The 26,685-nt window shown below is 64.4% G+C and carries 26 protein-coding genes; 12 read left to right on the top strand and 14 right to left on the bottom strand.

Annotated elements, in window-relative coordinates; translation table 11 throughout:
• Positions 1-171: 171 nt before the first annotated feature.
• Positions 172-894, top strand: a complete 723-nt coding sequence (gene rph, locus BTW07_RS06645) for a ribonuclease PH (RefSeq protein WP_075569386.1) — start codon at positions 172-174, stop codon at positions 892-894.
• Between the two features lie 15 nt (positions 895-909).
• Here the strand turns inward: rph and BTW07_RS06640 are convergent, their stop codons facing one another.
• The gene (locus tag BTW07_RS06640; protein ID WP_075569385.1) at positions 910-1,503 is read right to left on the bottom strand and encodes a TetR/AcrR family transcriptional regulator; all 594 of its coding nucleotides are present in this window, start codon (positions 1,501-1,503) and stop codon (positions 910-912) included.
• Between the two features lie 181 nt (positions 1,504-1,684).
• Here BTW07_RS06640 and BTW07_RS06635 point away from each other — a divergent pair, with 181 nt between their 5' ends.
• Positions 1,685-2,101 carry a RidA family protein gene (locus BTW07_RS06635; RefSeq protein ID WP_075569384.1) on the top strand — a complete coding sequence of 139 codons (417 nt, stop codon included), beginning with the start codon at positions 1,685-1,687 and terminating at the stop codon, positions 2,099-2,101.
• Between the two features lie 108 nt (positions 2,102-2,209).
• On the opposite strand, the gene BTW07_RS06630 is transcribed toward BTW07_RS06635, so the two are convergent.
• From BTW07_RS06630 to BTW07_RS06620, 3 genes are all read right to left on the bottom strand, one after another.
• Entirely contained in the window at positions 2,210-3,343 is a 1,134-nt protein-coding gene (locus BTW07_RS06630) for an alkene reductase (RefSeq protein ID WP_075569383.1), read from the bottom strand.
• 212 nt (positions 3,344-3,555) lie between these two features.
• The gene (locus BTW07_RS06625) at positions 3,556-4,323 is read right to left on the bottom strand and encodes a glucose 1-dehydrogenase (RefSeq protein ID WP_075569382.1); all 768 of its coding nucleotides are present in this window, start codon (positions 4,321-4,323) and stop codon (positions 3,556-3,558) included.
• 25 nt (positions 4,324-4,348) lie between these two features.
• Positions 4,349-5,728, bottom strand: a complete 1,380-nt coding sequence (locus BTW07_RS06620; protein ID WP_075569381.1) for a GntP family permease — start codon at positions 5,726-5,728, stop codon at positions 4,349-4,351.
• Positions 5,729-5,923: 195 nt separating this feature from the next.
• Here BTW07_RS06620 and BTW07_RS06615 point away from each other — a divergent pair, with 195 nt between their 5' ends.
• Positions 5,924-8,179 (top strand): prolyl oligopeptidase family serine peptidase, encoded by a 2,256-nt coding sequence (locus BTW07_RS06615; protein ID WP_083941600.1) that lies wholly within the window; start codon positions 5,924-5,926, stop codon positions 8,177-8,179.
• A gap of 33 nt (positions 8,180-8,212) precedes the next feature.
• Here BTW07_RS06615 and BTW07_RS06610 read toward each other — a convergent pair whose 3' ends face one another.
• From BTW07_RS06610 to BTW07_RS06595, 4 genes are all read right to left on the bottom strand, one after another.
• Positions 8,213-9,151: an amidohydrolase family protein gene (locus tag BTW07_RS06610; protein WP_075569380.1), complete on the bottom strand. Its 939-nt coding sequence runs from the start codon at positions 9,149-9,151 to the stop codon at positions 8,213-8,215.
• 10 nt (positions 9,152-9,161) lie between these two features.
• The gene (locus BTW07_RS06605; RefSeq protein WP_075569379.1) at positions 9,162-10,442 is read right to left on the bottom strand and encodes a TRAP transporter large permease subunit; all 1,281 of its coding nucleotides are present in this window, start codon (positions 10,440-10,442) and stop codon (positions 9,162-9,164) included.
• Positions 10,439-10,990 carry a TRAP transporter small permease gene (locus tag BTW07_RS06600; RefSeq protein ID WP_158025865.1) on the bottom strand — a complete coding sequence of 184 codons (552 nt, stop codon included), beginning with the start codon at positions 10,988-10,990 and terminating at the stop codon, positions 10,439-10,441. The genes BTW07_RS06605 and BTW07_RS06600 overlap by 4 nt, the downstream gene beginning before the upstream one ends.
• Before the next feature lie 197 nt (positions 10,991-11,187).
• Positions 11,188-12,195, bottom strand: a complete 1,008-nt coding sequence (locus BTW07_RS06595; RefSeq protein WP_075569378.1) for a TRAP transporter substrate-binding protein — start codon at positions 12,193-12,195, stop codon at positions 11,188-11,190.
• A gap of 423 nt (positions 12,196-12,618) precedes the next feature.
• Between BTW07_RS06595 and gshB the strand changes: the two genes are divergently transcribed.
• From gshB to ruvX, 3 genes are all read left to right on the top strand, one after another.
• A complete protein-coding gene (gene gshB, locus BTW07_RS06590) occupies positions 12,619-13,614 on the top strand; it encodes a glutathione synthase (RefSeq protein ID WP_075569377.1) in 996 nt (331 codons plus the stop codon).
• Between the two features lie 152 nt (positions 13,615-13,766).
• Positions 13,767-14,324 (top strand): YqgE/AlgH family protein, encoded by a 558-nt coding sequence (locus tag BTW07_RS06585; RefSeq protein WP_075569474.1) that lies wholly within the window; start codon positions 13,767-13,769, stop codon positions 14,322-14,324.
• Entirely contained in the window at positions 14,324-14,767 is a 444-nt protein-coding gene (gene ruvX / locus BTW07_RS06580) for a Holliday junction resolvase RuvX (RefSeq protein WP_075569376.1), read from the top strand. The genes BTW07_RS06585 and ruvX overlap by 1 nt, the downstream gene beginning before the upstream one ends.
• Before the next feature lie 24 nt (positions 14,768-14,791).
• Here ruvX and BTW07_RS06575 read toward each other — a convergent pair whose 3' ends face one another.
• Entirely contained in the window at positions 14,792-16,111 is a 1,320-nt protein-coding gene (locus BTW07_RS06575) for an APC family permease (protein WP_075569375.1), read from the bottom strand.
• Positions 16,112-16,200: 89 nt separating this feature from the next.
• Positions 16,201-17,013 carry a carbon-nitrogen hydrolase family protein gene (locus BTW07_RS06570; RefSeq protein ID WP_075569374.1) on the bottom strand — a complete coding sequence of 271 codons (813 nt, stop codon included), beginning with the start codon at positions 17,011-17,013 and terminating at the stop codon, positions 16,201-16,203.
• A gap of 155 nt (positions 17,014-17,168) precedes the next feature.
• Here BTW07_RS06570 and BTW07_RS06565 point away from each other — a divergent pair, with 155 nt between their 5' ends.
• Positions 17,169-17,990, top strand: coding sequence for a helix-turn-helix transcriptional regulator (locus BTW07_RS06565; protein WP_208605376.1), 822 nt, complete (start codon positions 17,169-17,171; stop codon positions 17,988-17,990).
• Between the two features lie 144 nt (positions 17,991-18,134).
• Here BTW07_RS06565 and pyrB read toward each other — a convergent pair whose 3' ends face one another.
• Positions 18,135-19,166, bottom strand: a complete 1,032-nt coding sequence (gene pyrB / locus BTW07_RS06560; RefSeq protein WP_075569373.1) for an aspartate carbamoyltransferase — start codon at positions 19,164-19,166, stop codon at positions 18,135-18,137.
• Positions 19,167-19,565: 399 nt separating this feature from the next.
• Here pyrB and BTW07_RS06555 point away from each other — a divergent pair, with 399 nt between their 5' ends.
• Positions 19,566-20,420 carry an SDR family oxidoreductase gene (locus tag BTW07_RS06555; RefSeq protein ID WP_075569372.1) on the top strand — a complete coding sequence of 285 codons (855 nt, stop codon included), beginning with the start codon at positions 19,566-19,568 and terminating at the stop codon, positions 20,418-20,420.
• 51 nt (positions 20,421-20,471) lie between these two features.
• Here BTW07_RS06555 and BTW07_RS06550 read toward each other — a convergent pair whose 3' ends face one another.
• Together BTW07_RS06550 and uraD are read right to left on the bottom strand one after the other, a co-directional pair.
• Positions 20,472-21,353 carry an IclR family transcriptional regulator gene (locus BTW07_RS06550; RefSeq protein ID WP_075569371.1) on the bottom strand — a complete coding sequence of 294 codons (882 nt, stop codon included), beginning with the start codon at positions 21,351-21,353 and terminating at the stop codon, positions 20,472-20,474.
• A gap of 69 nt (positions 21,354-21,422) precedes the next feature.
• A complete protein-coding gene (uraD, locus tag BTW07_RS06545; protein WP_075569370.1) occupies positions 21,423-21,962 on the bottom strand; it encodes a 2-oxo-4-hydroxy-4-carboxy-5-ureidoimidazoline decarboxylase in 540 nt (179 codons plus the stop codon).
• 113 nt (positions 21,963-22,075) lie between these two features.
• Here uraD and uraH point away from each other — a divergent pair, with 113 nt between their 5' ends.
• The 3 genes from uraH (at position 22,076) to BTW07_RS06530 (ending at position 24,677) form a co-directional block, all read left to right on the top strand.
• Positions 22,076-22,462, top strand: a complete 387-nt coding sequence (uraH, locus tag BTW07_RS06540) for a hydroxyisourate hydrolase (RefSeq protein WP_075569472.1) — start codon at positions 22,076-22,078, stop codon at positions 22,460-22,462.
• Entirely contained in the window at positions 22,462-23,829 is a 1,368-nt protein-coding gene (locus BTW07_RS06535) for an 8-oxoguanine deaminase (protein WP_075569369.1), read from the top strand. Before uraH ends, BTW07_RS06535 begins: the two co-directional genes overlap by 1 nt.
• Before the next feature lie 128 nt (positions 23,830-23,957).
• Positions 23,958-24,677, top strand: coding sequence for a GntR family transcriptional regulator (locus BTW07_RS06530; protein WP_075569368.1), 720 nt, complete (start codon positions 23,958-23,960; stop codon positions 24,675-24,677).
• 18 nt (positions 24,678-24,695) lie between these two features.
• Here the strand turns inward: BTW07_RS06530 and BTW07_RS06525 are convergent, their stop codons facing one another.
• Positions 24,696-25,427 carry an aspartate/glutamate racemase family protein gene (locus tag BTW07_RS06525; protein ID WP_075569367.1) on the bottom strand — a complete coding sequence of 244 codons (732 nt, stop codon included), beginning with the start codon at positions 25,425-25,427 and terminating at the stop codon, positions 24,696-24,698.
• Between the two features lie 180 nt (positions 25,428-25,607).
• Between BTW07_RS06525 and puuE the strand changes: the two genes are divergently transcribed.
• Entirely contained in the window at positions 25,608-26,531 is a 924-nt protein-coding gene (gene puuE / locus BTW07_RS06520; RefSeq protein WP_075569471.1) for an allantoinase PuuE, read from the top strand.
• Positions 26,532-26,685: the final 154 nt, after the last annotated feature.

Here is a 26,685-nt window from a genome sequence, read left to right as displayed (position 1 = left end):
GAATTCCTTGAATCGTCGAGCTGATCGGTCGAGTGTAACCCATCCGTGACGGCGTTGGCCGCCGCCCGTTGGCCGTGAATGTATGGCTGACCCGTGTAGAATGGCCGGCCTGCTGTGGAGCGCCGAAAGTGTGGCGCTTCTGTCATTGATGTTTTGGATCGAGAGGCTTTCATGCGCCCGAGTGGACGACAACCCGATCAGCCCCGTGAGGTCACGCTGACCCGCGGTTTTACCCGTCACGCCGAAGGCTCGGTGCTGGTGAGCTTCGGGGATACCCAGGTGCTGTGCAACGCCAGCGTCGAGGCCGGCGTGCCGCGCTGGCTGCGCGGCAAGAACCAGGGTTGGGTGACGGCGGAGTACGGCATGCTGCCGCGCGCGACCCACACCCGCGGCGGCCGTGAAGCGACGCGAGGCAAGCAGGGCGGGCGCACGCTGGAAATCCAGCGTCTGATCGGCCGCAGCCTGCGCGCGGCGGTGGATCTGAAGAAGCTCGGCGAATACACCATCACCGTCGACTGCGACGTGCTGCAGGCCGATGGCGGCACCCGCACGGCGTCGATCACCGGGGCCTGCGTGGCGCTGATCGAGGCGCTGCAGTACATGCAGCGCAAGAAGATGATCAAGACCGATCCGTTCCGTCAGCTGGTCAGCTCGATCTCGGTGGGCGTCTACAAGGGCACCCCGGTGCTCGATCTGGATTACCCGGAAGACAGCGCCGCCGGCACCGACATGAACGTGGTGATGACCGAAGACGGCAAGCTGATCGAGGTGCAGGGCACGGCGGAAACCCAGGCGTTCTCCCGCGCCGAGCTCAACACCATGCTCGATCTGGCCGAGAGCGGCTGTCAGACCCTGTTCGCCAAGCAGCACGAAGCGCTGGGCATTCGTCGCTAGGCGCCAGGCCTGCCGTCAGTCGCGCGTCACCAATAGCCCGGACGCCAGCTGGCGGAAGGCGTCGGTGGCTCTGTCCATCACGTCTGGGTCGTCGCTGGCGGCAACCCAGAGCGCGGCGTTGAGTGCCGCGCCATTGATCAGCCGGGCGGCGGCTTCCACGTCGACCGGTTTGACGATTCCCGCCTTGGTCAACGCCTCCAGCGTCGTCATCGTCGCCAGCAGGCAGCGGTTCTGGCTCGGCCACTGGGAGGGATCTCCCAGTACCGCCGGGCCATCCAGCAGCACGATGCGCTGGATCTCAGGATCGCGCGCCAGCTCGATGTAGGCGCCACCCTCTGCCAGCAACCCCTCCCAGGCGTTCGTATGGCGCTGCCCGATCTCGTGGGCGCGAGCGGCCATCTCGCTGTCGAGTCGATCGACCACGGCGGCGAGCAGGCCGCGCTTGTCACCGAAATGATGATATAGCGCGCCACGGGTCAGGCCGGCGCGGGCAGTGAGCTCGTCCATTGAGGCACCGGCGTAGCCCTTCTCGGCAAAGGCCGCTCGCGCGGCATCGATCAGCTTGGCGCGCGTCTCTTCCAGCATTTCGGCGCGACTGCGTCGGGTCATGATCCCTCCTGTGTTCAAGATAGCTTCCTCCACGCCGCCGGAAGAGTATCGCGAGACGGCGGACATTGGCATACGAAGCGTATATTAATTTGACATACACGACGTATGAGCAATTAATATACGTGTCGTATGTCAACTTCCCGACGCTTTCATGCGTCGCGCCCTCGCGAGGAGTCATTCCATGTTGCAAGCTCAATCTGCCCAGTCGCCGCAGCCGGTCTTTCCCGCCAGCCGCAGCGCCCTTTACGAGAAGCACGGCTATTCGGCCGCGATTCGCTCCGGTGATCTGCTGTTCGTCTCCGGCCAGGTCGGAAGCCGCGAGGACGGTTCGCCGGAGCCCGATTTCGAACGCCAGGTCGCGCTCGCCTTCGACAATCTCAAGGCGGTGCTGGCCGCCGCCGGCTGCGGGCTGGCGGATCTCGTCGATGTCACCACCTTCCACACCGACCCGGAAACTCAGTTCGAGACGATCCTGGCGGTCAAGTCGCGTCACTTCCCGGCGCCGCCCTATCCCAACTGGACGGCCGTGGGCGTGACCTGGCTGGCCGGGTTCGATTTCGAGATCAAGGTGGTGGCGCGAATTCCGAACGGCGGTTGATGCCGGATCGCCTCTCAACGAAGAAGGCCCCGCGATTGCGGGGCCTTCGTCATCTGACCGACACGAAACGGACAGCGCACTGTCGGCGTGTCTGACCACATCGGGCGATCAGGACTTCTCTGCGAGCATCTTTTCCCGCGCCAGACGCGCCTGCTCTTCCTCGTAGGTGGGGAAGTCGACGTAGCCGCGGGCATCTCCGCCATAGAAAGTGTCCGGATCGAACTCGGCCAGCGGCCAGTCGTTCTGCAGGCGCTCGACCAGGTCCGGGTTAGAGGTGAACGGGCGACCGAATACCGGCAGATCGATGACGCCGTCGTCGACCAGCTTGTGCGCTTCCGCCTTGTCGAGATTGCCGGCGAACAGCAGCGTACCGTGATAGGCATCGCGGAACCGACGCAGGAACTCGCGCGGCAGACCGTCCTGCCCCTGAGCACCCTGATCCATCAGGTGGACGTAGGCCAGATCGCGCTTGCTCAGCTCGGCGGCGAGATAGAGATAGGTGCCTTCGATATCGTCGTAGATCGGCATGTCGAACAGCGTGCCATACGGCGTCAGTCGCACACCGACGCGATGCGCGCCGATCAGCGCGATGGAGGCGTCGATCGCTTCGAGCAGCAGCCGGCAGCGATTCTCGCGCGAGCCGCCGTACTCGTCGGTGCGATCGTTGAGGCCGGCGTTGATGAACTGCTCCAGCAGGTAGCCGTTGGCGCCGTGCAGCTCGACGCCGTCGAAACCGGCGTTACGCGCATTCAGCGCCGCCTGGGCGAAATCGTTGACGAGCCGGCGGCACTCTTCGGTGGTGGCAGCGCGCGGCGTGGTCGCAGCCATCATGTCGGGCTGGCCGTCTTCGTTGTAGCCGAACGCCATGCCACCCTGCTTGGCGGCGCTGCTGATCGGCGCGGCGCCATTCTGCTGGATCGAAGTGTGCGAGACACGGCCGACGTGCCAGGTCTGGCAGAAGATCACGCCTCCGCGCTCGTGCACGGCCTGGGTCGCTTTCTTCCACCCGGCGATCTGATCCGGACCGTAGATGCCCGGATTGAACAGGTAGCCCTGCCCCTCACGAGAGATCGGGCTGCCTTCGGAGATGATCAGCCCGGCGCTGGCACGCTGGCGATAATAGAGCGCGCCCATTTCGTCGGGCACGTCGCCCTTGGCGCGGGCACGGGTCATTGGCGCCATGACGATGCGATTGTTCAAGCGGGTGCCGGCGAGATCGAACGGTTCGAACAGTGCTGCCATATCGTGGATTCCTTTCTGACTTGGCTTGCTTGCCTGACTTGGCCTGCTTCGGCCAGAGGTGGCTAAAGAGATAGACCAAAGTCTAGGAAATGATTAGCCAGCCAACAATGAATCCTGACGACTGTATCGATGCAGGAAAGCTATCGCCTGCCGGAACCCGCCGTGAAACCCCGCTGTGGCGCTGTGGCGCTGTGGCGCTGTGGCGAATGTATTCAGACCACCGAGGTCATGCCGCCGTCGACGAAAATGTTCTGCCCGGAGACGAAGTTCGAGGCGTCGGCGCAGAGATAGATCAGCGTGCCGACCAGTTCCTCGACCTGGCCCCAGCGCTGCGCCGGCGTGCGCTTTTCGATCCAGGCGTTGAAGTCGGCGTCCTGCCATAGCGCCTGGTTCATGTCGGTCTGGAAGTAGCCGGGGGAGAGGCAGTTGACCTGGATCCCGTAGCGCGCCAGATCCGCTGCCATGCCCTGGGTCAGCAGCGCCACGCCGCCCTTGGAAGCCGCATAGGGCACGATGGTTTCCCGGGCGAGCTTCGACTGCACCGAGCCGATATTGACGATCTTGCCGCTGCCGCGCTCGGACATCGCCGGGCTCAGCGCCTTGGCAACGTAGAAGGCGCTGGAGAGATTGGTGGCGATCACCGCATCCCAGTCGGCGGGGTCGAAGTCGTTGAACGGCGCGCGTTTCTGCAGCCCGGCGTTGTTGACCAGAATGTCCGGCACGCCGAGACGTTCGATCAACGGATCGACGGCGGCTTTCACGGCATCGGCGTCGGTGACGTCGAAGGCCACGGCCTCGACCTCGGCGCCGGTTTCTGACGCCAGTTTGCGGGCCGCTTCCTCGGCCGCATGCTGCTGTCGCCCGTGAAGAATCACCCGGGCGCCCCGTTCGGCCAACCCGCGGGCCAGCGCGTTGCCGAGCCCGCGGGTGGAGCCGGTGACCAGCGCCAGGCGACCTTGAATATCGAATAGATTGGTCATCGTTGTCCTCGTATCGGTGAGTGCTCTAGAAGATCAGATAGACCGCGCAGGCCAATATGAACCCGATCACCGATTCCAGCGCCTGCTGCACGGTCCAGGTCATCAGCGTGGTCTTGACGTCCATGCCCAGCAGGCGACCCACCAGCCAGAAGCCGGAATCGTTGACGTGGCCGGCGAATACCGAGCCGGCGGCGGTGGCCAGCGTGATCGCGACGATCTGCATGGCGGAAAAATCGCCGCCGGAAACGGCCGGTGCCATCAGCCCGGCGGCGGTGACCAGTGCCACGGTGGCGGAGCCCTGCGCCAGTCGCATGACCACCGCGACGAGATACGCAGCGCCGATCACCGGCAGGCCCAGGTCGCTCATCGAATCCGACAGCGCATCGCCGATCCCTGACGCCTGCAGCACGCCGCCGAACATGCCGCCGGCGCCGGTGATCAGGATCACCGAGCAGATCGGCCCCAGCGAGGAGTCGACGATCTTCTCCAGCGCGCTGCCGCCTTCGCCGCGACGGCTGCCCAGCACGTAGATCGCCACCAGCACCGAGATCAGCAGTGCGATCGGGGTCTCGCCCAGCGAGGAGAGAAACTGGAACCAGGTGGCGTCGCTGTCAGCCACGCCAGCGGCGCGGGCGAAGTCGAGCCCGGTATTGAGGAAGATCAGTGCCAGCGGCAGCAGCAGCAGCCCGATGACCGTGCCCACGCTGGGCGGATTCTCCATTTCGTCGTCGTCCTGGCCGCCGAACAGGCTCACTTCCAGCTTGAAGTCGAAGCGGCTGGCGGCGAAGCGCCCCCACAGATAGCCGGAGAGATACCACATCGGAAAGGCGATGATGATCCCCACCAGCAGCACCAGACCCAGATTGGCGCCGTAGAGCTCGGTGGCGGTGACCGGGCCGGGGTGCGGCGGCACGAACACGTGCATCACCGAGAACGCCGCTGCCGCCGGCAGCGCATAGAGCAGCACCGGGCCGCCCAGGCGCTTGGCCACGGCGAAGATGATCGGCAGCATCACGATCAGGCCGGCATCGAAGAAGATCGGGAAACCCATGATCAGCGACGCGATGCCCAGCGCGAACGGTGCCCGGGCCTCGCCGAACAGCGACACCATCTTCTCGGACAGTACCTGAGCGCCGCCGGAGTGCTCCACCAGCTTGCCCAGCATCGCACCGAAACCGACCAGCAGCGCCACCGAGCCCAGCGTGCCGGCGAAACTGTCGGTCATGGTATCGACGATGGCGCCGGCGGGAATGCCGGTGGCGAATGCGGTCAGCAGGCTGACCAGGACCAGCGTCGGAAAGGCGTGTAGATGAAAGCGGATGATCAAGATCAGCAGCAGCGCGATCGCCGCCGCGGCAATGCCCAGCAGCGGTGCTGCCGTCAGGGTCTGCGTCCAGTCGTCCATGAGGCTTTCTCCGGGAGTGAGTGGTGCGCTCCCACGGTTGCACGAACGGCTGTCATGAAAAATACGACGTTGGTTTGCATGTCGGACCAAGCGTTGGAAATGTTCGACAAAGATGTCGAGCAGCCTCGGCCTTTCCGCCGTTCGAGGACGCGCGTGCTAACCTCGATGGCAGTTACCCTGTCATCGAGGCATCGCATGTTTCATTTTCCTCTCCATCTTTATCAATCCGCCGATTCCGCCTCCGGTGAAACCGGCGACGGTCGCACAGGCATCGACCACTCAGGCGTCGATCATACAGGCGTCGATCATACAGACAGCGACCCTCATCGCTGGCTGGAAGCGGTCGACAGCGCCGAGGCGCTGGCCTGGGTCGAGACGCAGAACCGCCGGACGCTCGAGCGCTTCGAAAACGCCGAGTTCGAGTCGCTGGAGAGCGGCCTGCGGGAGATTCTCGACGCCGACGATCGGATCCCGTTCGTGGTCAAGCGCGGCGAGCATTACTACAACTTCTGGCAGGACGCCGAACATCCGCGCGGGCTGTGGCGTCGCACCACCTGGGAATCCTACCGCCAGCCGCGGCCGGAGTGGGACGTGCTGATCGACGTCGATGCGCTCAACACCGCCGAGGGCGAGAACTGGGTCTGGCACGGTGCCAGTTGTCTGGAGCCGGAGCAGCCGGGTGGACCGTGGGAGCGCGCGCTGGTCTCGCTCTCCCGCGGCGGCGCGGATGCCGATGTGACCCGCGAGTTCGATCTGATCAGGAGGCGCTGGATCGGGCGTGACGACCATGGAGAGGCCGGTTTCGAGCGCCCGGAGGCCAAGGGCGGCATGAGTTGGATCGACCGCGACACGGTGTTCGTCTACACCGATTTCGGTACATCGAGCTCGGGTGAAAGCGCTTTGACCAGTTCTGGCTACCCCCGCCTGGTCAAGCGCTGGCGCCGGGGCGAGCCGATGGCTGCGGCGGAGACGATCTTCGAGGCCGCCGAACAGGACCTGATGGCGCTGGCGTTCCACGACAGCACTCGCGGTTTCGAGCGCGACTTCATTCACCATGCGCTGGCATTCTACGAGCAGCGACTGATCGAGCTGATGCCGGACGGCGAGGCGTTCCCCATCGAGGTACCGCTGTCGGCGCAGGCGGTGGTGCATCGTGAATGGCTGCTGGTCCATCTGCGCGACGACTGGCGGATCGAGGAAAACGACCTGAATTTCCAAAGCGGCGCGCTGCTGGCGATCGACTACGAGAGTTTCAAGCGCGGTGGCCGTGATTTCACCACGCTGTTCACGCCGGATGCGCACCGCTCGCTGGAAGGGTTCGAGTGGACGCGCCATTACCTGGTGCTGGATATCCTCGAGGACGTCAAACACCGGCTGCAGGTGCTGACGCCGGGGCAGGGCGCCGACTGGTCGCCGCGTCCGCTGGACGGCTTGCCCGCCACCGGCGAGATCGGGATTGCGGCGGTGGACGATGAAGAGAGCGACGAGGTTTTCCTGATCGTCACCGACTATCTCACGCCGACATCGCTATTGAAGATGGATCTGGCACAGACCCAATCGACGGGCAAAGCGCGCGCCGCGGAAACGATCAAGCGGGCGCCGGGCTTCTTCGAGACCGACGGCATGCAGGTGACGCAGCGTTTCGCCACCAGCCTGGACGGCACGTCGATTCCCTACTTTCTGGTATTGCCGGCCGGCGGTGAAGGCTCGACGAACGGCAATGATGGGCCGGCGGCGCCTATGCCGACGCTGCTCTACGGCTACGGCGGCTTCGAGATATCACTGACACCGCACTACATTGCCGGGGCCGGGCGCAGTTGGCTTTCGCGTGGCGGCGCCTACGTGGTCGCCAACATTCGCGGCGGCGGCGAGTATGGCCCGCGCTGGCATCGTGCCGCGCTCCAGGGCGAACGCCACAAGGCGTTCGAGGATTTCGCCGCCGTCGCCCAGGATCTTGTCGCCACTGGCATCACCACCCCGGCACAGCTCGGCATTCAGGGCGGCTCCAACGGCGGGCTGCTGGTGGGCAACATGATCACCCGCTATCCGGATCTGTTCGCAGCCGCAGTCTGCGAAGTGCCGCTGCTGGACATGCAGCGCTATCACCAGCTGCTGGCGGGTGCCTCGTGGATGGCGGAATACGGCGACCCGGACAGCGCCGACTGGGACGACTTCCTCAAGGAGTCTTCGCCCTACCACAACCTGCGCGAAGGCGTGGACTACCCGGCGGTGCTGTTCACCACCTCGACCCGCGACGATCGCGTCCATCCCGGCCATGCCCGCAAGATGATGGCGAAAATGGCGGCGATGGGTGCGAACGACGTCCACTATTTCGAGAATACCGAAGGCGGCCACGGCGGCGCGGCGGACAACGCCCAGCGGGCGAAGCTGAGCGCATTGGCGTGGCGCTTTCTATGGGACCGGCTGAGCGACAGCCCGAGCGTTCGCTAAGCGGGTCTGTAGCGCGGGTCTGTAGCGCGAGTCCTAGCCCGTGATCCGCGGGTCGGGAAGCCGATACCAGTGGACGGCGCTGTCGTGCAGGACCGCCTGGCGGGCGCCGGGGCCGGCATCGGCGTCGGCGATGGCCTGCTCGACCATGGCGAGCCAGGTCGCGTAGCTGACGTTGAGTCCGGTGACCGGGAAGTTGCTGGCAAAGAGGCAGCGCTCGGGGCCGAAGATGTCGATGGTCTCGGCGAGCAGTGCAATATTTCGCTGCTCGTCCCAAGCGGCCATGGGGCTTCCCAGCTCCGAAAGCTTGACCGCGACATTGGGGTTGGCGGCCAGCGCCCGCATTCCCTCGCGCCAGTGTTCCAGCCCTGCTTCACTGCGGTCCCAGGGCAGGCCGGTATGGTTGAGAATCACGCGCAGGCTGGGGGTCTCTTCCAGCGCCCTGGCGGCATCCGCAAGGTGCCAGGCCGGCACCCGCAGATCCCAGGACAGCTCGCGGTCCTCCAGCAGACGCAGCCCGCGGGTCCAGCCCGAATCCTGCAGCGAGCCCGGCGCGCCAAGCGTGGCGGCGTACTGATCCGGTCTCGCCGCCGTCACCGGCTTGGCGCGCACGCCACGAAACAGCGGCGACTCCCTCTGGCGATCGAGCTGCGTTTCACAGCCCGGGTCGGCAAAGGCGGCCCAGCCGACCAGTGCCACCGGCAGCCCCTGTTGCTCGGCCAGCTGCGTCAGCCAGCGGGTTTCCACTTCCGGCTCGCGGCGCGCGGCTTCGGCCTCGCAGTGCACGGTGCCCGCCAGGCGATAGCCGGGCGGAACCAGCGCCCGGAGGTCCGCCGGCAGGAACGGCCGGCGGATCGGGGCGTAATCGCCGAGGAAGAAGTGATCGTCGATCTCATCCTCGAGCCACGGATAGTGCACGCTGCCATCCAGCGCCCAGAAGTGGTGATGGCTGTCGATCAGGAGCTGTTCGCTCATGGGAGGGGCCTCAGTTTGCCAGCCAGTACAGCGGCACGGTGATGATTTGCGGGAACGCCACGAACAGCAGCAACAGCACGACATAGGCCATGACGAAGGGCAGCACGCCCATCACGGCCTTCTCGAACTTGAGCTGCCCCACGCTGGTGATGACGTTGAGCACGTTGCCCACCGGCGGCGTGATCAGGCCGATGGCGCAATTGAGCACGAACATGATGCCGAAGTAGACCGGGTCGATGCCGGCGATCTTGACGATCGGCATCAGGATCGGGGTCAGCACCAGAATGGTCGGGGTCAGGTCCATCACCATGCCGACGATCAGCACGATGGCCATGATGGCCAGCATCAAAAGGCGTGGACTGTCGGCCAGCGGCGCCAGCAGATCCGCCACCATCATCGGCAGTTGGGCAATGCTGATCAGCCACGAGGCGACGCTGGCCGCCGCCACCAGGAACATCACCACGGCCGTGTTGCGCGCGGCCTGCACCAGCACCTGGTACAGCCCGCCGAGATCGAGTTCCCGATAGATCAGGGTGGACACCAGCATGGCGTAGACCGCCGCCACGACACCGGCCTCGGTGGGGGTGAAAATGCCGGTCTTGATGCCGCCGATGATGATCACCGGCAGCAATATGGCCCAGAAGCTCTGGCGCAGCGCGGTCAACCGCTCGGCACCGGTGGCCTTCTTCGCCACCACCAGATCCTCCTTGCGGGTGATGAACATCCACATCAATACCAGGGTCACCCCCATGATCAGCCCTGGCACGATACCGGCCAGGAACAGCTTGCTGATCGAGATGCTGCCGGCCACCCCGATGATGATCAGCGGAATCGACGGCGGGATGATCGGCGCGATGATCCCGCCAGCCGCCATCAGCCCGGCCGAGCGGCCTTGGGGATAACCCGCCTGACGCATCATCGGCAGCAGCATGGAACCCAGCGCCGCGGTATCGGCGACGGCCGAACCGGACAGGCTGGCCATGACGATGGCAGCGAAGATGGCAACGAAGCCGAGCCCGCCCTTGCGATGCCCGACCATGCTCATCGCCAGCAGCACGATGCGCTTCGACAGCCCACCCTGCGCCATGACCTCGCCGGCCACCAGGAAGAAGGGAATCGCCAGCAGCGTGTAGCTGTCGGCGCCGTTGACCAGGTTCTGAGCCAGAATCTGCGAATCGAACAGCCCCAGATGCAGCATCAGCACGATGGCGCTGACCAGCAGGGCGAACGCGATCGGCAGGCTGAGGCCGATCGATGCCAATAGCGAGGCGAGGAACAGTCCGATCGTCATGGCGCCATCTCCGTGTTTTTCGGCAGCGACTGCAGGTGCCTCGGCGTCAGCAACCGGAATATCAGGATCAGCGACATCAGCACGCCGGCGATCAGCGCGGCAAGATAGAAGACGCCGACCGGGATACCGCTGATCGGCGACCGATCGCTCCAGTTGAGCAGCGTCTGCGCATAGCTGCCCTTGACCAGCATCAGGCAGCAACCCAGCATCGCCAGTGTCACCAGACGCCGCAGTACACCCTGAACCTTCTGCGGCAGGCGATCGGAGAACGTCGTCACGCTGAGATGCTCATGGCGCATCAGGCCCACGACCGTGCCGAGAAAGATGACCCACACGAACAGAAACCGGGATAGCTCGACACTGATCGAAATGCCGCTGTTGAAGCCGTAGCGCAGCACGACATTGGTGAACACCAGCGCAATCATCGCGACCAGCGCCACCACCATGAGCAGATTGAGCATCCACTCGGTAACACGCGACAGACGAATCAGCGTCGTCTGGAGCGAGCCCGAGCCCGGTTGAGCCGTGATTTTCGGCGTTCTGGACATGAACATTCTCTCCGGGGAGACGAAAACGATGTCTTTGGCCTGCGGGGATTCGAAGGCATCCGACTGACATTGGCTGACCGCAGGACTGGGTCGTCGACGACCGGCCACAGGCGCTCGCGCATCGATCGAGGCTTTCTCGGCCTCGTGACATCGATGGCCAGTTGGCGCTGCAACCGGGTCGACCGGGCAGCGTCGCCCTATTCGCCAGCAGGGCGCGCGGCCTTGATCGCCTCGATCAACTCGGGGCCGTATTTTTCCGTGAAGCTGGCCTCCACCGGGCCTTCGACGATGTCGCGCATCGAGGCACGATCAGGATCCTCGACGATCTGCATGCCCTGCTGCTTGAGAAATTCCAGATCTCCGGTCAGGCGCTTGGCCAGTTCCTCACGCTCGAACGTCGCGGAATCGATGGACGCCTGCACCAGAAGCTTTTGATATTCCGGACTCAGGCCCTCGAACTTGGCCTTGTTCATCACCAGTGGCGCCGCGGTATAGGCATGAGCCGTCAGCGACAGGTAGTCCTGAACTTCATAGAGGTTGGCCGAGCGGATCAGGCTGACCGGGTTTTCCTGACCGTCCACGGTGCGCGTTTCCAGCGCCGTGAACAGTTCGGTGAACGGCATCGGCGTCGGGTTGGCCCCCAGCGCTTCGAATGCGGCGATATGCGCGGGATTGGGCGTGGTACGCAGCTTCAGCCCCTGGATATCGGCGGCAGTCTTGACCGGATGCCGGGAGTTGGTCAGGTTGCGAAAGCCGATCTCCCAGAACGCCAGGCCCTTGAGGTCGTGATCCCCCAGCTTGGCCAGCAGCGATTGACCGATCTCGCCATCCAGTACGGCATACGCTTGCGCGTAGTTGTCGAACAGAAACGGCAGATCGAGAACGTTCAGTTCACCGACCAGCCCGGTGTAGTAAGGATTGCCGGTCAGCACGATATCGACCTGGCCGCCGCGGGCACTGGCGACCAGGGCGTTATCGCTGCCCAGTTGGCCGCTGGGAAAGACGCGAATCTGCAGCTCACCGCCGCTGCGCTCGTCGACGAGTTCGGCGAAGTGCTCCGCTGCGAGATGCTGAGCGTCTTCCACCGGATGAGTGTGGGCGAAATTGAGCGTGGTGGCGGCCAGGGCATTGGCGGAGGGCACAATGAGTACCGCCGTCAGCAGGCTGGTGAGAAGGGGGTGCGACGTCGAGCTCTGGGCAGTCATGCGGGCGATCTCCGAGTAGGGGCATCCGTTGGCGCATCACTTCGCTGAGCGATGCGCCGAGACACTGGCGTCAGGTGCAGTGCCTGTTGAAGAGACCGGCGCCGAATCCTCAAGCGCCGTCGGAAAACGGCGACCCAGGGTTAGCGACGGCGCCGAGGCAGAGAGACGAAGCGATCCTTTTCCGTCCATCGTCCGATACTCTTCATTACGGAGATTGCGCTCAAACAGTCAATGTATACATTATACGTTGGTCGTTTCGGTGCCTTTTTCCTGCTGGCCATGAGTCCCGCAAGAGTGCGATGGCGGATCGAGGAGATCGGTCGCCTCGATCGCCCACCTCGATCACCCCTGCAATCCCCCTGTAGATGATAGGTGAGCTGCGTCATACTGCGGCCCATTCAAGTCTTTTGGGGAATCCGATCAATGAGCCAAGGCACGTCGACATCGAGCGCGTTGAAATCCGACACGGTAAAACTCGGCGTGGTGATGGATCCCATCGCCGACATCACCTACAAGAAGGACACCACCCTGGCCCTGTTGTGGGCGGCGGAGGCGCTGGGCTGGTCGCTCCACTATCTCGAGCAGGAAGACCTCTACCTCTACGAAGGGCGGGCGATGGGCAGCGTGCGTCCGCTCAAGGTGTATCGCGATCCGCAGCACTGGTTTGAACTGGGCGAGCGCGAGTCCATGGCGCTTGCCGAGCTCGACGTGATCCTGATGCGCAAGGATCCGCCGGTGGACAGCCACTTTCTCAACGCGGTGCACCTGCTGGCGTTCGCCGAGCGGGAAGGCACGCTGGTGGTCAACCCGACCCGAGCGCTGTTCGAGTGCAACGAGAAACTATTCGCGCAGCAGTTCGCCCACTGCATTCCGCCGACGGTGGTCTCCTGCCGCGATGCCGTGCTGCGCGCCTTCCAGGCCGAACATGGCGATACCATCTTCAAGCCGCTGGACGGCATGGGCGGTACCGGCATCTTCCATATCGGCCCCGAGGGCCGCAATCTCGGCGCGGTGATCGAGCAGCTCACCGAGCGCGGTCAGCGCCAGATCATGGCCCAGCGCTACCTGCCGGAGATCAAGGATGGCGATACCCGGATTCTGCTGATCGACGGTGAACCGGTGCCCTACGGTCTGGCGCGCATTCCCAGCGCCGGCGAGACGCGTGGCAATCTGGCCGCCGGCGGCCGCGGCGTCTCCCGCGAGCTGACCGACCGCGACTACTGGCTGGTCGAACAGGTGCAGCCGATGATTCGCGAGAAGGGGCTGCTGTTCGTCGGTCTCGACGTGATCGGCGACTACATCACCGCGATCAACGTCACCAGCCCGACCTGCGTGCGCGAGATCGACGATCAGCGCGGCACCGATATTGCCGCCCAGCTGATGACGGCGATCGCCCAGCGGCTGGCAAAACGGGGCTGATCCGACCGCGCCCGACAGAGGGGATTCGGCAGAGGTGGTACAATGGCCCATTTCCTCTACGACTGACGGCTCCCGGCAAGATCGCCGGGCCGTCGCGCGAAGCCCGATGGAGTCCTATGTCAACGATCAGGCCAACATCCATGCCGACGCCGATGCAGAGCCTCAAGCACTATTTCCTGATGGCGATGCCGCACCTGGAAGATCCCAACTTCGCGGGTACGCTGACGTATCTGTGCGATCACGACGATGACGGCACCCTGGGGGTCATCGTCAATCGTCCTTCCGATCTGACCCTGGACGGACTGTTCGAGCAGCTCGATATCGAATCCGAGTCGGGGCCGCACAACGACGTGCTGGTCTACAACGGCGGACCGACCTATCGCGATCGCGGCTTCATCCTTCATCGCGGCAACGCGGATGCGTGGGATTCCAGTATTCAGGTCGCAGACGGCCTGGCGCTGACCACGTCGGTGGATATCCTGCAGGCGATCGCCCAGCGCCGCGGCCCTGAACAGTTTCTGGTGATGCTGGGCTGCGCCGGATGGAAGTCCGGGCAGCTCGAGGATGAGCTCAAGGAGAACTCCTGGCTGATCTCCGAGGGCGACGCCGGCATTCTGTTCGATCGCCCCCCGGAGCAGCGCCTGAGCGCGGCTGCCGGCATCCTCGGGGTCGATCTCAACCTGATGACCCGCCACGTCGGGCACGCCTGATGGCGTCGGCAACGGTCGACAGAACTGGTCAGCGCCTGGTCATGGCGTTCGACTACGGCACGCGACGCATCGGTGTCTCGGTGGGCAACGAGATGTTGCGCTCCGCCAGTGGCCTGGAGCCGTTGATCGCGCGAGACGGGATCCCCGATTGGGTCGCCGTCGAAAAGCTGCTGAAGGAGTGGCAGCCGGATCTGCTGGTGGTCGGACTGCCGATTCACGATGACGGCAGCGAATCCGACATGAGCGTGCGCGCGCGCAAGTTCGGTAACCGTCTCCACGGGCGCTTCGGCAAGCCGGTGGAGATGGTCGACGAGCGCGGCACCACCCGCGCCGCCAAGCTGATCGCCCAGGGTCAGGGGCACAAGGGCAACTACCGTGACCGCGGGGTCGACGGCATCGCCGCCCAACTGATCCTGGAAGGCTGGTTCAACCGCGATGGCTGACCCCGCCTTCCCGAATACGCCTTCTCAAGCGTCGATATGCAGTTCCGGCGTCGGACGGCGGAAGCCACGAGTCAGCCACACCAGCCAGCCCAATCCCGCCAGTAGCCATATCGAGCCAAGCATGATCGCTCTGTGATCGAGGCTGAACAGCAGCCACACGATCGCGCCGAGCCCGATCGCCGGGCATACCAGAAAGCGCAGGGTATCGCCCGGGCCACGGCGGCCCTCCTTGAGATAGTAGTGGAAGACCACCGCCAGGTTGACCAGGGCAAAGGCCAGAAACGCGCCGAAGTTGATGAACGAGGCCGCTGACAGCACGTCCATCGTCAGTGCCAGCAGCGCCACCAGGGCGCTCAGAATCAGTCCCCCCAGCGGTGTTCCATAGCGACCCAGCGTCCCCAGCCAGCGTCGCGGCAGCACGTCGTCCCGGCCCATCGCGTAGATCAGTCGAGCGCCGCTGGCCTGGGCGGCAATACCTGAGGCGAACTGGCCCACGACCAATCCGATCAGAAAGATCGAGACGAAAAGATCGCCGCCGATGTTACGGGCGATGGTGTAGGCGGCGGCGTCCGGGTTGGCGAAGTCGAAGCCCGGCGCCGCGAGCTGTACGCAGTAGGAGACGACGATGAAGATCAGCCCGCCCAGCAGCGTGATCAGCAGGATCGCCCGCGGCAGCGTGCGCTGCGGGTCGCGAGTCTCCTCCGTCAGCGTGGTCACAGCATCGAAGCCGAGAAACGAATAGCAGGCGACGGCGGCACCAGCCATCAGCACCGGCAGTGAACCGTTGTCGGTACCCAGAAACGGCGCCAGGCTGAACAGTGGCTGAGTGGGATCGCCGAGAATGTAGTGCACGCTGAGACCCACGAAGGCCACCAGAACCAGCATCTGGATCAGCATCATGGCACTGTTGATCAGGCTGGCCAGCTTCAGGCCGAGCACGTTGATCATCGTGGTGACACCAATGAACGCCAGCAGCCACAGCGCCGTTGGAATGCTCGGGAAGGCTGAGTTCAGATAGGCCGCCCCGATCAGCCAGATCACCATCGGCAGGAACAGATAGTCGAGCAGAATGGCCCAACCGGCGAGAAAGCCCAGCCGATCGTCGATGGCGTGACGAACGTAGGCATAGGCGGAGCCGGCGACGGGGTAGGCCGCGGCCATGCGGCCATAGCTGTGGGCGGTGAACAGCATCGCTACCAGCGCGGCGAGATACGCACCCGCCACCGCGCCCTGGGTGACCACCGCCAGTACTCCGAAAGTGCCGAGCACGATGATCGGGGTCATGTAGGCCAGGCCGAACAGCACGACCTGGGAGAGGGTAAGGGTCTTCTTCATTTCCGACATCGTCGTTTCCTGTTGTGGTTATTGTGTGAATCGTGTTTTTTGCGGCTAACAGCGGTCGTCGTGATGAACACGGGAAGCCGTTACCGTGTTCAGCCGAAATGCCAACTGCGCTGCGAGCCCTGGGTTTCGAGCTGACCCTGCAGACTCAGACGGCGATCTCCGTGGTAGTCGTAGTCCTGCCTGGCGCTGGACAGGCGCGCCGGATCGAGATGCAGCGGCTGGATCGTCTCCTCGCGACCGGCCCGAAACAGCGCCTCGCCGTCGGGGCCGATCAGCGCGCTCTCGCCGGCGAAGATGAGCCCGGCGCCCTGACCGACCCGGTTGCTCATGGCCAGAAAACACTGATTTTCCTGGGCTCTGACCTGGGCGGCGCGAGCGTGTATGGGGCCGTAGGGGTCCATGTTGCCGTTGGTCACCACCAGCAGATCGGCACCCATGGCAGCCAGCGCGCGCGCCGGTTCGGGGAACTCCAGGTCGTAGCAGATCAGCAGCCCGATGCATCGGCCGCGCCATTCGAGGCAGTGAAGCGCATCGCCGGGCTCAACCAGCGTGCGTTCGTCCGGCCACAAGTGGGTCTTGCGGTAGCGCAGCGCGATCCCGCTTTCGGGCGTGATCAGCACGGTGGTGTTGAACACGATCTCGCCATCCCGCTCCAACAGACCGATGGCGATCGCCAGATCGCGCTCGCGACTGGCCTCGATCAATGCCTCGAGTTCCGGTCCGTCGAGCGTCAGGGCGCGGTCGAGCACATGCTCAGGTTCGGCAAAGCCGCTCAGATGCGTTTCGGGGAAGACGATCAGCGCAGTGCCGTCGTCGGCGGCATGCACGACCTCGAGCGCGCGACCGAGGTTATGCGCGACGTCGCCTTCGCGGCTGGCGAGTTGTGCCAGGACAAGCTGCATGGAACACTCCGGGAGTTGTGATTGGGACGGAAGCCGCTGACCTCCAGTATCCCCAATCCCGCGCCACTGCCTATCCCGCGAGCGGGGTAACCCGATCGGGGGACGCAAAAGCTCGACGGTGGCTTCGATAAGGTGTGGCTTGAAAGAGAAAAACGATGACCCATCGACCCCGGCTGAAGACAAGTACCGATGACATGACGCCGCTGGAGAGCCTGGAGTGGCATCGCGCCTTCGGCCAGTTGGCGGAAAACGTCGATCGTGCCGGCTTCTGGCTGGCGCTGGTTCGGCGATTGGCGGGGGAAGTGCATTTCGATACCTGGGTGGCGCTGGTCTTCGACCGCCAGCAGCCGCCCCGTATTCTCGCCGAGAGCGACGAAGACGATGGCGCCGACGACGCGCTGTTTCAGGACTATCAGCGCGGCCTGTATCTGCTCGATCCGTTCTATATCGATGCCTGCGAGCGCGATCGCTGCGGGCTATTCACACTGGCGGAAGTGGCGCCGCAACACTTCACCCGCACCGAGTACTATCAGCGCTATTTTCGACGCAACATCGTCGCCGACGAGATTCACTTCAATCAGACGCTGGATGCGGGCCGAACCCTGTGCCTGTCGCTGGGCTCGACCCGTTCCTTTTCCCGTCAGGCATTGGGCAGCCTTACGTTGATGCAGCCGTGGTTGCTGGCGCTGATGCGCTTGCGCATGCATTTCGAACCGCAAGACGACGGAGAGGCTGGCCCCCATCCCTGGCATCCGCTGCCGGACAGAGTACTTGAATTCGATTCCCGCTATGCGCTGACCGAACGCGAGCGCGAAGTGAGTCAACTGATGCTGGGAGGCAGCTCGACCAAGGAGATTGCCCGCCGACTGGCGATCTCGGTCGAAACGGTGCGCGCCCACAAGAAGCATCTCTACGCCAAGCTGGGAGTCAATTCCCAGTCGGAGTTGTTTTCGCTGTTCTGGCAGGCGCGCCGTTAGGCTTGCCTCAAAAGTGCTGCGCTCGTCCATGCGGCGTTAAAAATGAGCTCAAAGTACTCATTTACACCCCGTAAACTCCGCCTTCTCGCTCATTTTCGCCTTGCCTGGCCATCGCTCGACAACTTTTCAGGCGCAGCCTAAGCCCTAGAAGCTGGCGTCGTCGACACCGAAGCTGGGCGGCACGAACCAACCCACGTCGCGCAGATCCTTCTCGATCAGATCCTCCACCTGCAGCAAATGGGCGAAGATCGCCATGCGCATCGGGATGCCGTTGTCGGTCTGGCGGAAGATCGCCAGGCGCGGATCGCCGTTGAGGTCGGTGCTGAGATCGTTGGCGCCGGGGCGGCTGTCCCGCGGCAGCGGGTGCATGACGAGGGTCGTCGGCGAGCAGCGGCGGTCGAGAAAGTCACGATCGACGACGAAATCCGAGGTCAGTTCGGCAAAGCTTTCCGACATCTCCGCGGTGAAGCGCTCGCGCTGGATGCGGGTGGCGTAGATCACGTCCACGTCGTCGAACGACTCCGCCAGATTGGGTCGTGTCTCGATGCGATGTCCCCGCGACGCCACCAGGTCGACCAGATGCGGGGGCATCTCCAGCCCCGGCGGCGAGACCAGCGTGATCCGCAGCGGTTCGTAGAGCGACAGCAGCTTGATCAGCGAGTGCACCGTGCGGCCGTACTTGAGATCCCCGGTCAGCAGCAGATGCGCGCCCGCCAGCGGCTTGCCCAGCCGGGCGAACTCCTTGGTGATGGTGTAGACGTCCAGCAGCGCCTGGCTCGGGTGCTCGCCGGGGCCGTCACCACCGTTGATCACCGGCACCTGGGTCGCTTCGGCAAACTCCGCCACCGAGCCCTGCTCGGGGTGGCGCATGACGATGGCGTCGACGTAGCCGCCCATCACCCGGCTGGTGTCGTAGAGCGATTCGCCCTTGGCCATCGATGAAAAGGTGAAGCCGGTGGTATCGCAGACGCTGCCGCCGAGGCGGCAGAAGGCGGCGTTGAAGCTGATCCGGGTTCGGGTGCTGGCTTCGAAGAACAGATTGCCGAGCACGGCGCCTTCGAGCACGCGGGTCACCTTGCGACGCTGGGCGATCGGCTCCATGCGTTCGGCGATGCGGATCAGATGATCGACGTCATCACGGCAGAGAGAGTCGACGGAGAGCAGGTGCGCGGGCATCGGGAAACCTCGTTGGCGGCAGGTGGCGAAAGCGAACTGGCCGAGTCTGGCGACCTCGGTCGGGCGATAGTGTAGCGCCGTGCGTCACCGGCTTCACGCGTGGCGGCGACATCGCCCTGACGACCGGCCATACACCTCTGCATCTGTCTGTCCCAATCTGTCCGTATCAACGACTTTTTCATATCCACCACCTTTCTGGCGCATTTTCCGCGGCGTCAGCGCTATCGTTAACCTGGCTTAACGTTCGCCATCGAGATTTGAATGATTCCGGTCAGGCTCTCTATGCTCAGGAGGCGTCGTGGCAATCCATTGGAGGAGGCCGCGACGAGCCGGCCTGTCGATCGCGCATCTGGTTTCACAGGCACCGTTTCATTCGATTCCATTCAGGAGGGAGCCGGAATGTCAGAATCGCATTTTCCCCCGCAGCACCAGACCCATCAGCCGGGCGACGAGCACAGCATGCAGCCCGAGCCGGAGTTCATTCGTGACGACTATCGCGGCACCGACAAGCTCAAGGGCAAGGTGGCGCTGATTACCGGCGGCGACAGCGGCATCGGCCGCGCCGTGGCAGTGCACTACGCCCGAGAAGGGGCCGACTGCGCCGTGGTCTACCTCGATGAAGACCGCGATGCGGAAGACACCAAAGCCTTGGTCGAAGCCGAAGGCCAGCGTTGTCTGCTGCTCAAGGGCGACGTGGTCGACTCCACTTTTTGCCGGGAAGCCGTCGAGCGCACGCGCAGCGAACTGGGTGGGCTCAACATTCTGGTCAACAACGCGGCCGAGCAGCATGACTGGGACGACGTGACACAGATCACCGACGAGCAGCTGCAGCGCACCTTCGCCACCAACATCTTCAGCCACTTCTATTTCGTGCGTGAAGCGCTGCCTCACATGGGCGCTGGCGACACCATCATCGCGACCTCGTCGGTCAACGCCTTCAAGGGCAACGCCACGCTGATCGATTACTCATCGACCAAGGGTGCGATTCAAGGGCTGGTGCGCTCGCTGGCACAGTCGCTGGTGGATCGCGATATTCGTGTCAATGCGGTGGCGCCGGGACCGGTGTGGACGCCGTTGATTCCGGCCAGCTTCGATGACGAGAAGGTCGAGGGCTTCGGTGGCCAGGTGCCGATGAAGCGGGCCGGCCAGCCCAGCGAGATGGGCCCGGCCTACGTCTATCTGGCCAGTCAGGAGTCTTCCTATATGACCGGTCAGACGATCCACCTCAACGGCGGCGTGATCCTGAATACCTGATGGTTTCCGGGCGAAAAGCGCCTGCGTTCGGCGGGTTTTCGGGCCCAACGCCTACGCTGGCGGTTCGGTGGGGGTCTTGCCGCCGATCTTGGCGGTGATCTCGCGGGCGGTCTCCGCGACCAGGGCGGCGAGTTCGGGCAGGCGGGAATCGTCGATCCGGGCCACCGGGCCGGAGACCGAGATCGCCGCCAGCGGCAGGCCGCTTTCGTCGTGCAGTGTGGCGGCGACGCAGTTGAGCCCGATGGCGTGCTCTTCGCGATCGACGGCGTAGCCCTGGCGGCGAATCTCGACCAGCTGCTCGCGTAGCCTGTCGACGTCGGTCAGGGTGTTGGGTGTCTCGCCTTCCAGCGTGCGTCCGGCGACGATCTGCTCGAACTCCTGTGGCGGCATCCACGCCAGCAACGCCTTGCCGACGCCGGAGGCATGCAGCGGTGCCCGCGAGCCGAGTCGGGTGATCATGCGCATCATCTGCTTGGATTCGCTCTGGGCGAGATAGACCACCATGCCGTCGTCGCGGATACCGAGATTGGCCGTTTCCCCGCTGGTGGCGGTCAGCCGACGCAGGAAGGGGCGGGCGGTGGCGACGAAGTCCCGCGCTTCGAGAAAGCTGTTGCCGATGCGGAAGGTCTTGACGTCGATCTTCCACAGCCCGCTCTCGATGTCCTGGGTGATGAAGCCCTGCTGGAACAACGCCTGCAGCAGGCGGTGGGTGGTCGAGGGCGCCAGCTCGACGTCTTCGGCGATATCGGAGAGTGCCAGCCCATCCGGCGCCGCGGCCAGCCCCTCCAGAATGGTCAGACCCCGAACCAGCGACTGGCTGTGCCCGCCGCTGCTCTTGGCGCCGCCCGCCGGTCGACCGACGGATCGCCGCTTGGGTTCTGTTTGCTGATCCTGCTGCCGTTCAGTCGTCCGGTTCCGCTCTCTGTCCGTCACTCGCGCCGCTCTCGTGTCCGCCCGTATCAGGCGCTCAGGATAACCGCTCGATCCGGTGGTGTCTGTGCGCTATCGGCTACGACTTTCGGCCGCTCGCTGTTCCAGCCGTAGCCGCGCGATCCGGTGGATCTGCTCGATGGCGGTACGGCGCTCCTGTTGCGGCCGGTGGTGCAGTCGCGTCTCGAACGCCTCGAGGATCGCGTGACGATCAAGGCCGCGCACGGCGATGACGAAGGGGAATTCGAAACGTTCACGGTAAGCGTGATTGAGCCGTTCGAAGCGCGCGAACTCGGCCGGCGTGCATTGATCGAGCCCGGCTCCGGCCTGTTCCGAACGGGAGTCGTCGGTCAGCTCGCCGGCGACCGCCGCCTTGCCGGCCAGGTCGGGGTGGGCGCGGATCAGCGCCAGTTGGGCATCGGCCGAGGCCGCATCCACCTGCTGGCGTAGCCGCTCGGCCAGCCCGGCGGGCGTATCCTGCGTCTCGCCGAGGCCGCGATCCCAGCTCTGCGCCGCGATCCACGGTGAATGTTCGTAGATTTCGCCGTAACTTTCGATGAATGCATCGCGGCCCAGCTGGCTGGGTCTGGGGGAAAGAAGCGCTAGGGTCATGAGGACTCCGGTTGACCTTTGTATACGAAGGCAATTGAATGAGGCTAACGCCTGGCGCGCTCGGCAATCCACTGTTTCGAGCCGTTCGCGCCCATCATCCCATTGAGGCCATCATGAGCGATTCCCCTCGAGGTTATCTGACCACGCACGTGCTGGACACGGCGCTTGGCCGTCCCGCCAGCGATCTGCGTATCGAACTCTATCGGTTGGAGGGCGGCACTCGCCTTCGCCTGGCCGATGTCACCACCAATGCCGATGGCCGCTGCGAGGCGCCGCTGCTGGAGGGCAAGGATTTCATCGCCGGCGTCTACGAGTTGCTGTTCCATGCCGGCGACTATTTACGGGCCGGCCACACATCCGGCTTACCTGCCAGCCAGTCGGGCGCGGGGCATTTCCTCGACCGCATACCGCTGCAGTTCACGGTCGATGCGCCAGCTGAGCACTATCACGTCCCGCTTCTTCTCTCTCCCTACAGTTATTCGACGTACCGGGGTAGCTGATGACCACGACCCTGATCCGCGATGCCGAGCTGATCGCGACCTTCGACGACGACGCCCGTGAGCTGCGCGATGCCAGTATTCTCGTCCGAGACGATCACATCGTTGCGATCGGTCCGACGCCGGACGTCACGGCCAGGCTCGTCGGTCCTGCCGACAATGTTATCGATGCGCGCGGTCAGGTCATCCTGCCGGGACTGGTGAACACGCACCACCACTTCTATCAGACGCTGACGCGGAACTTGCCGGCGGGGCAGAATGCCGAGCTGTTCGACTGGCTGGTGACCCATTACCCGATCTGGGCAAGGCTCGATCCGGAGTCGATGTTCGCCAGCAGCCAGATCGCGGCGGCGGAACTGCTGCTGTCGGGCTGCACCACGGCGGCGGATCACACCTACCTGTGGCCCAACGGGGCGCGTATCGACGATCAGATCGCGGCGGTTTCCGAACTCGGCCTGCGCTTTCACGCCTCGCGGGGCTCGATGTCGGTGGGAGAGTCCCAGGGCGGGCTGCCACCGGACAGCGTGGTCGAGTCCGAGCCGTCGATTCTCGCCGACACCCAGCGCGCCATCGAGCGCTATCACGACACCGCCGAGCGGGCGATGACCCGCATCGTGGTGGCGCCATGCTCGCCGTTCTCGGTCTCCCGCGAGCTGATGATCGCCAGTGCCGAACTGGCCCGTCATTACGGCGTGCATCTGCACACGCACTTGGCCGAGACCCGCGACGAGGAGGCCTATTGCCGCGAGCGCTTCGGCTGCACACCAGTGGAGTACGCCGAGCAGGTGGGCTGGGTCGGCAGTGATGTCTGGTTCGCCCACATGGTGCATCCGCACGCCGACGAGATCACGCGCCTCGGTGGCCACTGCTGCGGCGCGGCGCACTGCCCCAGCTCCAACATGCGCCTCGGCTCCGGCATCGCGCCGGTGATGGCGATGCACCAGGCCGGCATGCGTGTCGGTCTTGGCGTCGATGGCAGCGCTTCCAACGATGGCTCGCACCTGCTGGCGGAGGCGCGCCAGGCGATGCTGCTGGGCCGACTTCAGGGTGATATGGGCGAATTCACCGCGCGCCGGATGCTGTGGTTCGCCACGCGCGGCGGCGCATCCACGCTCGGGCGTGACGATATCGGCCAGCTCGCGGTGGGCAAGGCCGCCGATATCATCGGCTTCCGGCTGGACTCGCTGGCCCTGGCCGGTGGCGCGCTGCACGACCCGCTGGCATCGCTGGTGTTCTGCCAGCCGCCGCAGGTCGATCTGTCGATCGTTAACGGCGTACGCCGCGTCGAGCACGGCCAACTGCTCGGCCACGATCTCGATCGCATGGTGGCGAGACACAACGCCAGTGCCAGGCGGCTGGTGGAGGGCTGAGCACCTGTCTCCGGGCGGCTGTCATCCGACGGCGGGGCGTATACAATCGTTAACGACGTGAATCATCGATGTGACCGGCGCTGGATGGGCGAACGACAATGGCAAGAAGCGCGAACGCGGCGAATCACATGGAAGAGCCCGCAAAGGCGAAACGCAGCCGGGGTGCCGGCAAAGCGGGTGACGGGGCCGAGCGTCACGAAACGATCTATCAGCAGATTCGTGAGGCGATCGTCGAACATCGCCTCAAGCCGGGGGCGCGTCTGCGCGAGGATGCGCTGGCGGACGTGTTCGATGTCAGTCGCACCGGCGTTCGCAAGATTCTTCAGCGCCTGGCACTGGAATACCTGGTGACGCTGACCCCCCGGCGTGGTGCCAGTGTCAGCCGGCCCAGCATCGAGGAGGCGCGAGACGTCTTCGCCGCGCGCCAGTTGGTCGAGTGCCAGTTGATGCCATGGGTGGCGCGGCGCCTCAAACCGGCGGACGCCAAGGCGTTGCGCGAGCTGGCATCGAGCGAACGTCAGGCCTTGCGGACCGGCGAACAGAGTCGTGCGATCCAGCTCTCGGCCCAGTTCCATCGACGCCTGGCCGAGCTTTCCGGCAACACCCCGCTGGCGGAGTTCATCGAACGGCTCTGCTCGCGGTCCTCGCTGATCCTGGCGGTGTATGGATCCTCCGGCCATCTGGGCTGTGAATCCCACGATCACGACGAGCTGATCACGCTGCTGGAAACCGGCAAGGAGGAGCGCGCGATCGCCTTCATGCAGCGTCACCTCAAGGCGATCGAGGCGTCGCTGTCGATTGAAGAAAGCACCGATGACGCGCCGGACTTGAGAGCCATCTTCGGTTAATGCTCCGGCTGGATTCGATTACTCGCCCCAGTCGGCGAAACGGCCCAAGAACGGCTTCGGCCGTGGAAAGGCGAGATCGCCATGCTTGCTGGTCCCCAGGCCCAGCGATACCAGCGATTCCGCCAGTTTCACCGCGGCGCTGACGCCTTCGATCACCGGCATGCCGAGGTCATGCGTCAACCGCTCGGTGAGATCGGCCATGCCGCCGCAGCCGAGCACGATGGCACCGATGCCATCTTCCGCCTTGGCCCGCAGGCACTCGTCGAGTAGCGCCTGATAAGCGTTGCCCGCCGGGTTTTCCAGCTCCAGCACCGGCAGGTCGGTGGCTCGTACGCGGCGGCAATGATGGCGGAACCCATACTGGTCGAGCAGATGCTCGGCGATGATCGCGGTGCGCGTGAGTGTGGTGACGACCGAGAAACGCGTGCTGATCAGCGTCGCCAGGTGAAAGCCCGCTTCGGCGATACCGATCACCGGCGCACGGGTCAGTTCACGGGCGGCGAGCAGACCGGGGTCGCCGAAGCAGGCGATGACATAGGCGTCCATGCCCATCGCCTCGCCACGGCGAACTTCTTCGAGCACGCCAACCGCGCCGATCGCCTCGTCGAAGTGGCTTTCGATCGACACCGGGCCGCTATCCGGCTGGCTGACGTGGATCTGCGTGCTCTCCGCGGCTACGTGGTTGGCACAGGCACCGATCTTGTCGGTCATGCTGGCGGTCGTATTGGGATTGATGACGTGGATCTGCATGGCATGGCACCTTGGCGATTCGAGCGAATCGCGATAGGGTTATTTTGTCCACAAAAATAGCCGAGTTTGAATACAATATCGATGCCGCCGGTATCGATGTCATTGGCGTCGGTAGCGATAGGCTTGATGACGACCCTTGCGACGACGGCCATCTCGACAAAAGACAAAAAGGCGCTGCGCATGATCTCCCCAGACTATCCTCGCGACCTGATCGGCTACGGCCGTACGCCACCGCACGCCAACTGGCCGGGCGGGGCGCGCGTGGCGGTGCAGTTCGTGCTCAATTACGAAGAGGGCGGCGAGAACAGCGTTCTGCATGGCGATAGCCATTCCGAACAGTTTCTGTCCGAAATCGCCGGCGCCGACGCCTATCCCGACCGCCACCTGAGCATGGAGTCGATCTACGAATATGGCTCCCGGGCCGGGGTGTGGCGGGTATTGCGCGAATTCGAGCGCCGCGGCCTGCCGCTGACGATCTTCGGCGTGGCGATGGCGCTGCAGCGCAACCCGGAGGTGGCCCAGGCGTTCAAGGCGCTTGGCCACGAGATCGCCTGTCACGGCTATCGCTGGATCCATTATCAGAACGTGCCCGAAGCGGTCGAGCGCGAACATCTCGAGCGCGCGCTGGCGATCTTTCGGTCACTCTTTGGCGAGCTGCCGCTGGGCTGGTACACCGGTCGCGACAGTCCCAACACCCGGCGTCTGCTGCTCGACCAGGGCGGTTTCCTCTACGACAGCGACTACTACGGCGACGACCTGCCGTTCTGGATGTCGGCCGAGGACAGTCAGGGCCAGACGCATCAGCATCTTGTCGTCCCCTACACGCTGGATACCAATGACATGCGCTTCGCCTCGCCGACCGGTTTCGATCACGGCGAACCGTTTTTCCAGTACCTGCGCGATGCCTTCGACGTGCTTTACGAAGAAGGCGCGGAGACGCCGAAGATGCTGTCGATCGGGCTGCACTGTCGGCTGATCGGGCGTCCCGGGCGCTTCCGGGCGTTGCAGCGCTTTCTCGATCATCTCGAAGCCCATGACCGGGTGTGGATAACCCGGCGTGTGGATATCGCCCGCCACTGGGCGACGGTGCACCCGGCCGCATAGCGGATCGATCGCTTCGCGCCAATCCAGAGACCGAATCTGGCGCCAATCGTGCTTCTTCATGGTGCGAACGAGAGGATTCGTGCCTCTGGTTCGATCATCGTCCCCTCTGCCCGAGTCGTCGAGAAGAGGCACTGGGCCCCTCGATCGTTGGCTA

This window comes from Salinicola socius, from assembly GCF_001937195.1.
GTDB classification, from domain to species: Bacteria; Pseudomonadota; Gammaproteobacteria; order Pseudomonadales; family Halomonadaceae; genus Salinicola; species Salinicola socius.
Note: the sequence above shows the minus strand (reverse complement) of the source record. Positions and strands in the feature narration are given on the sequence as shown.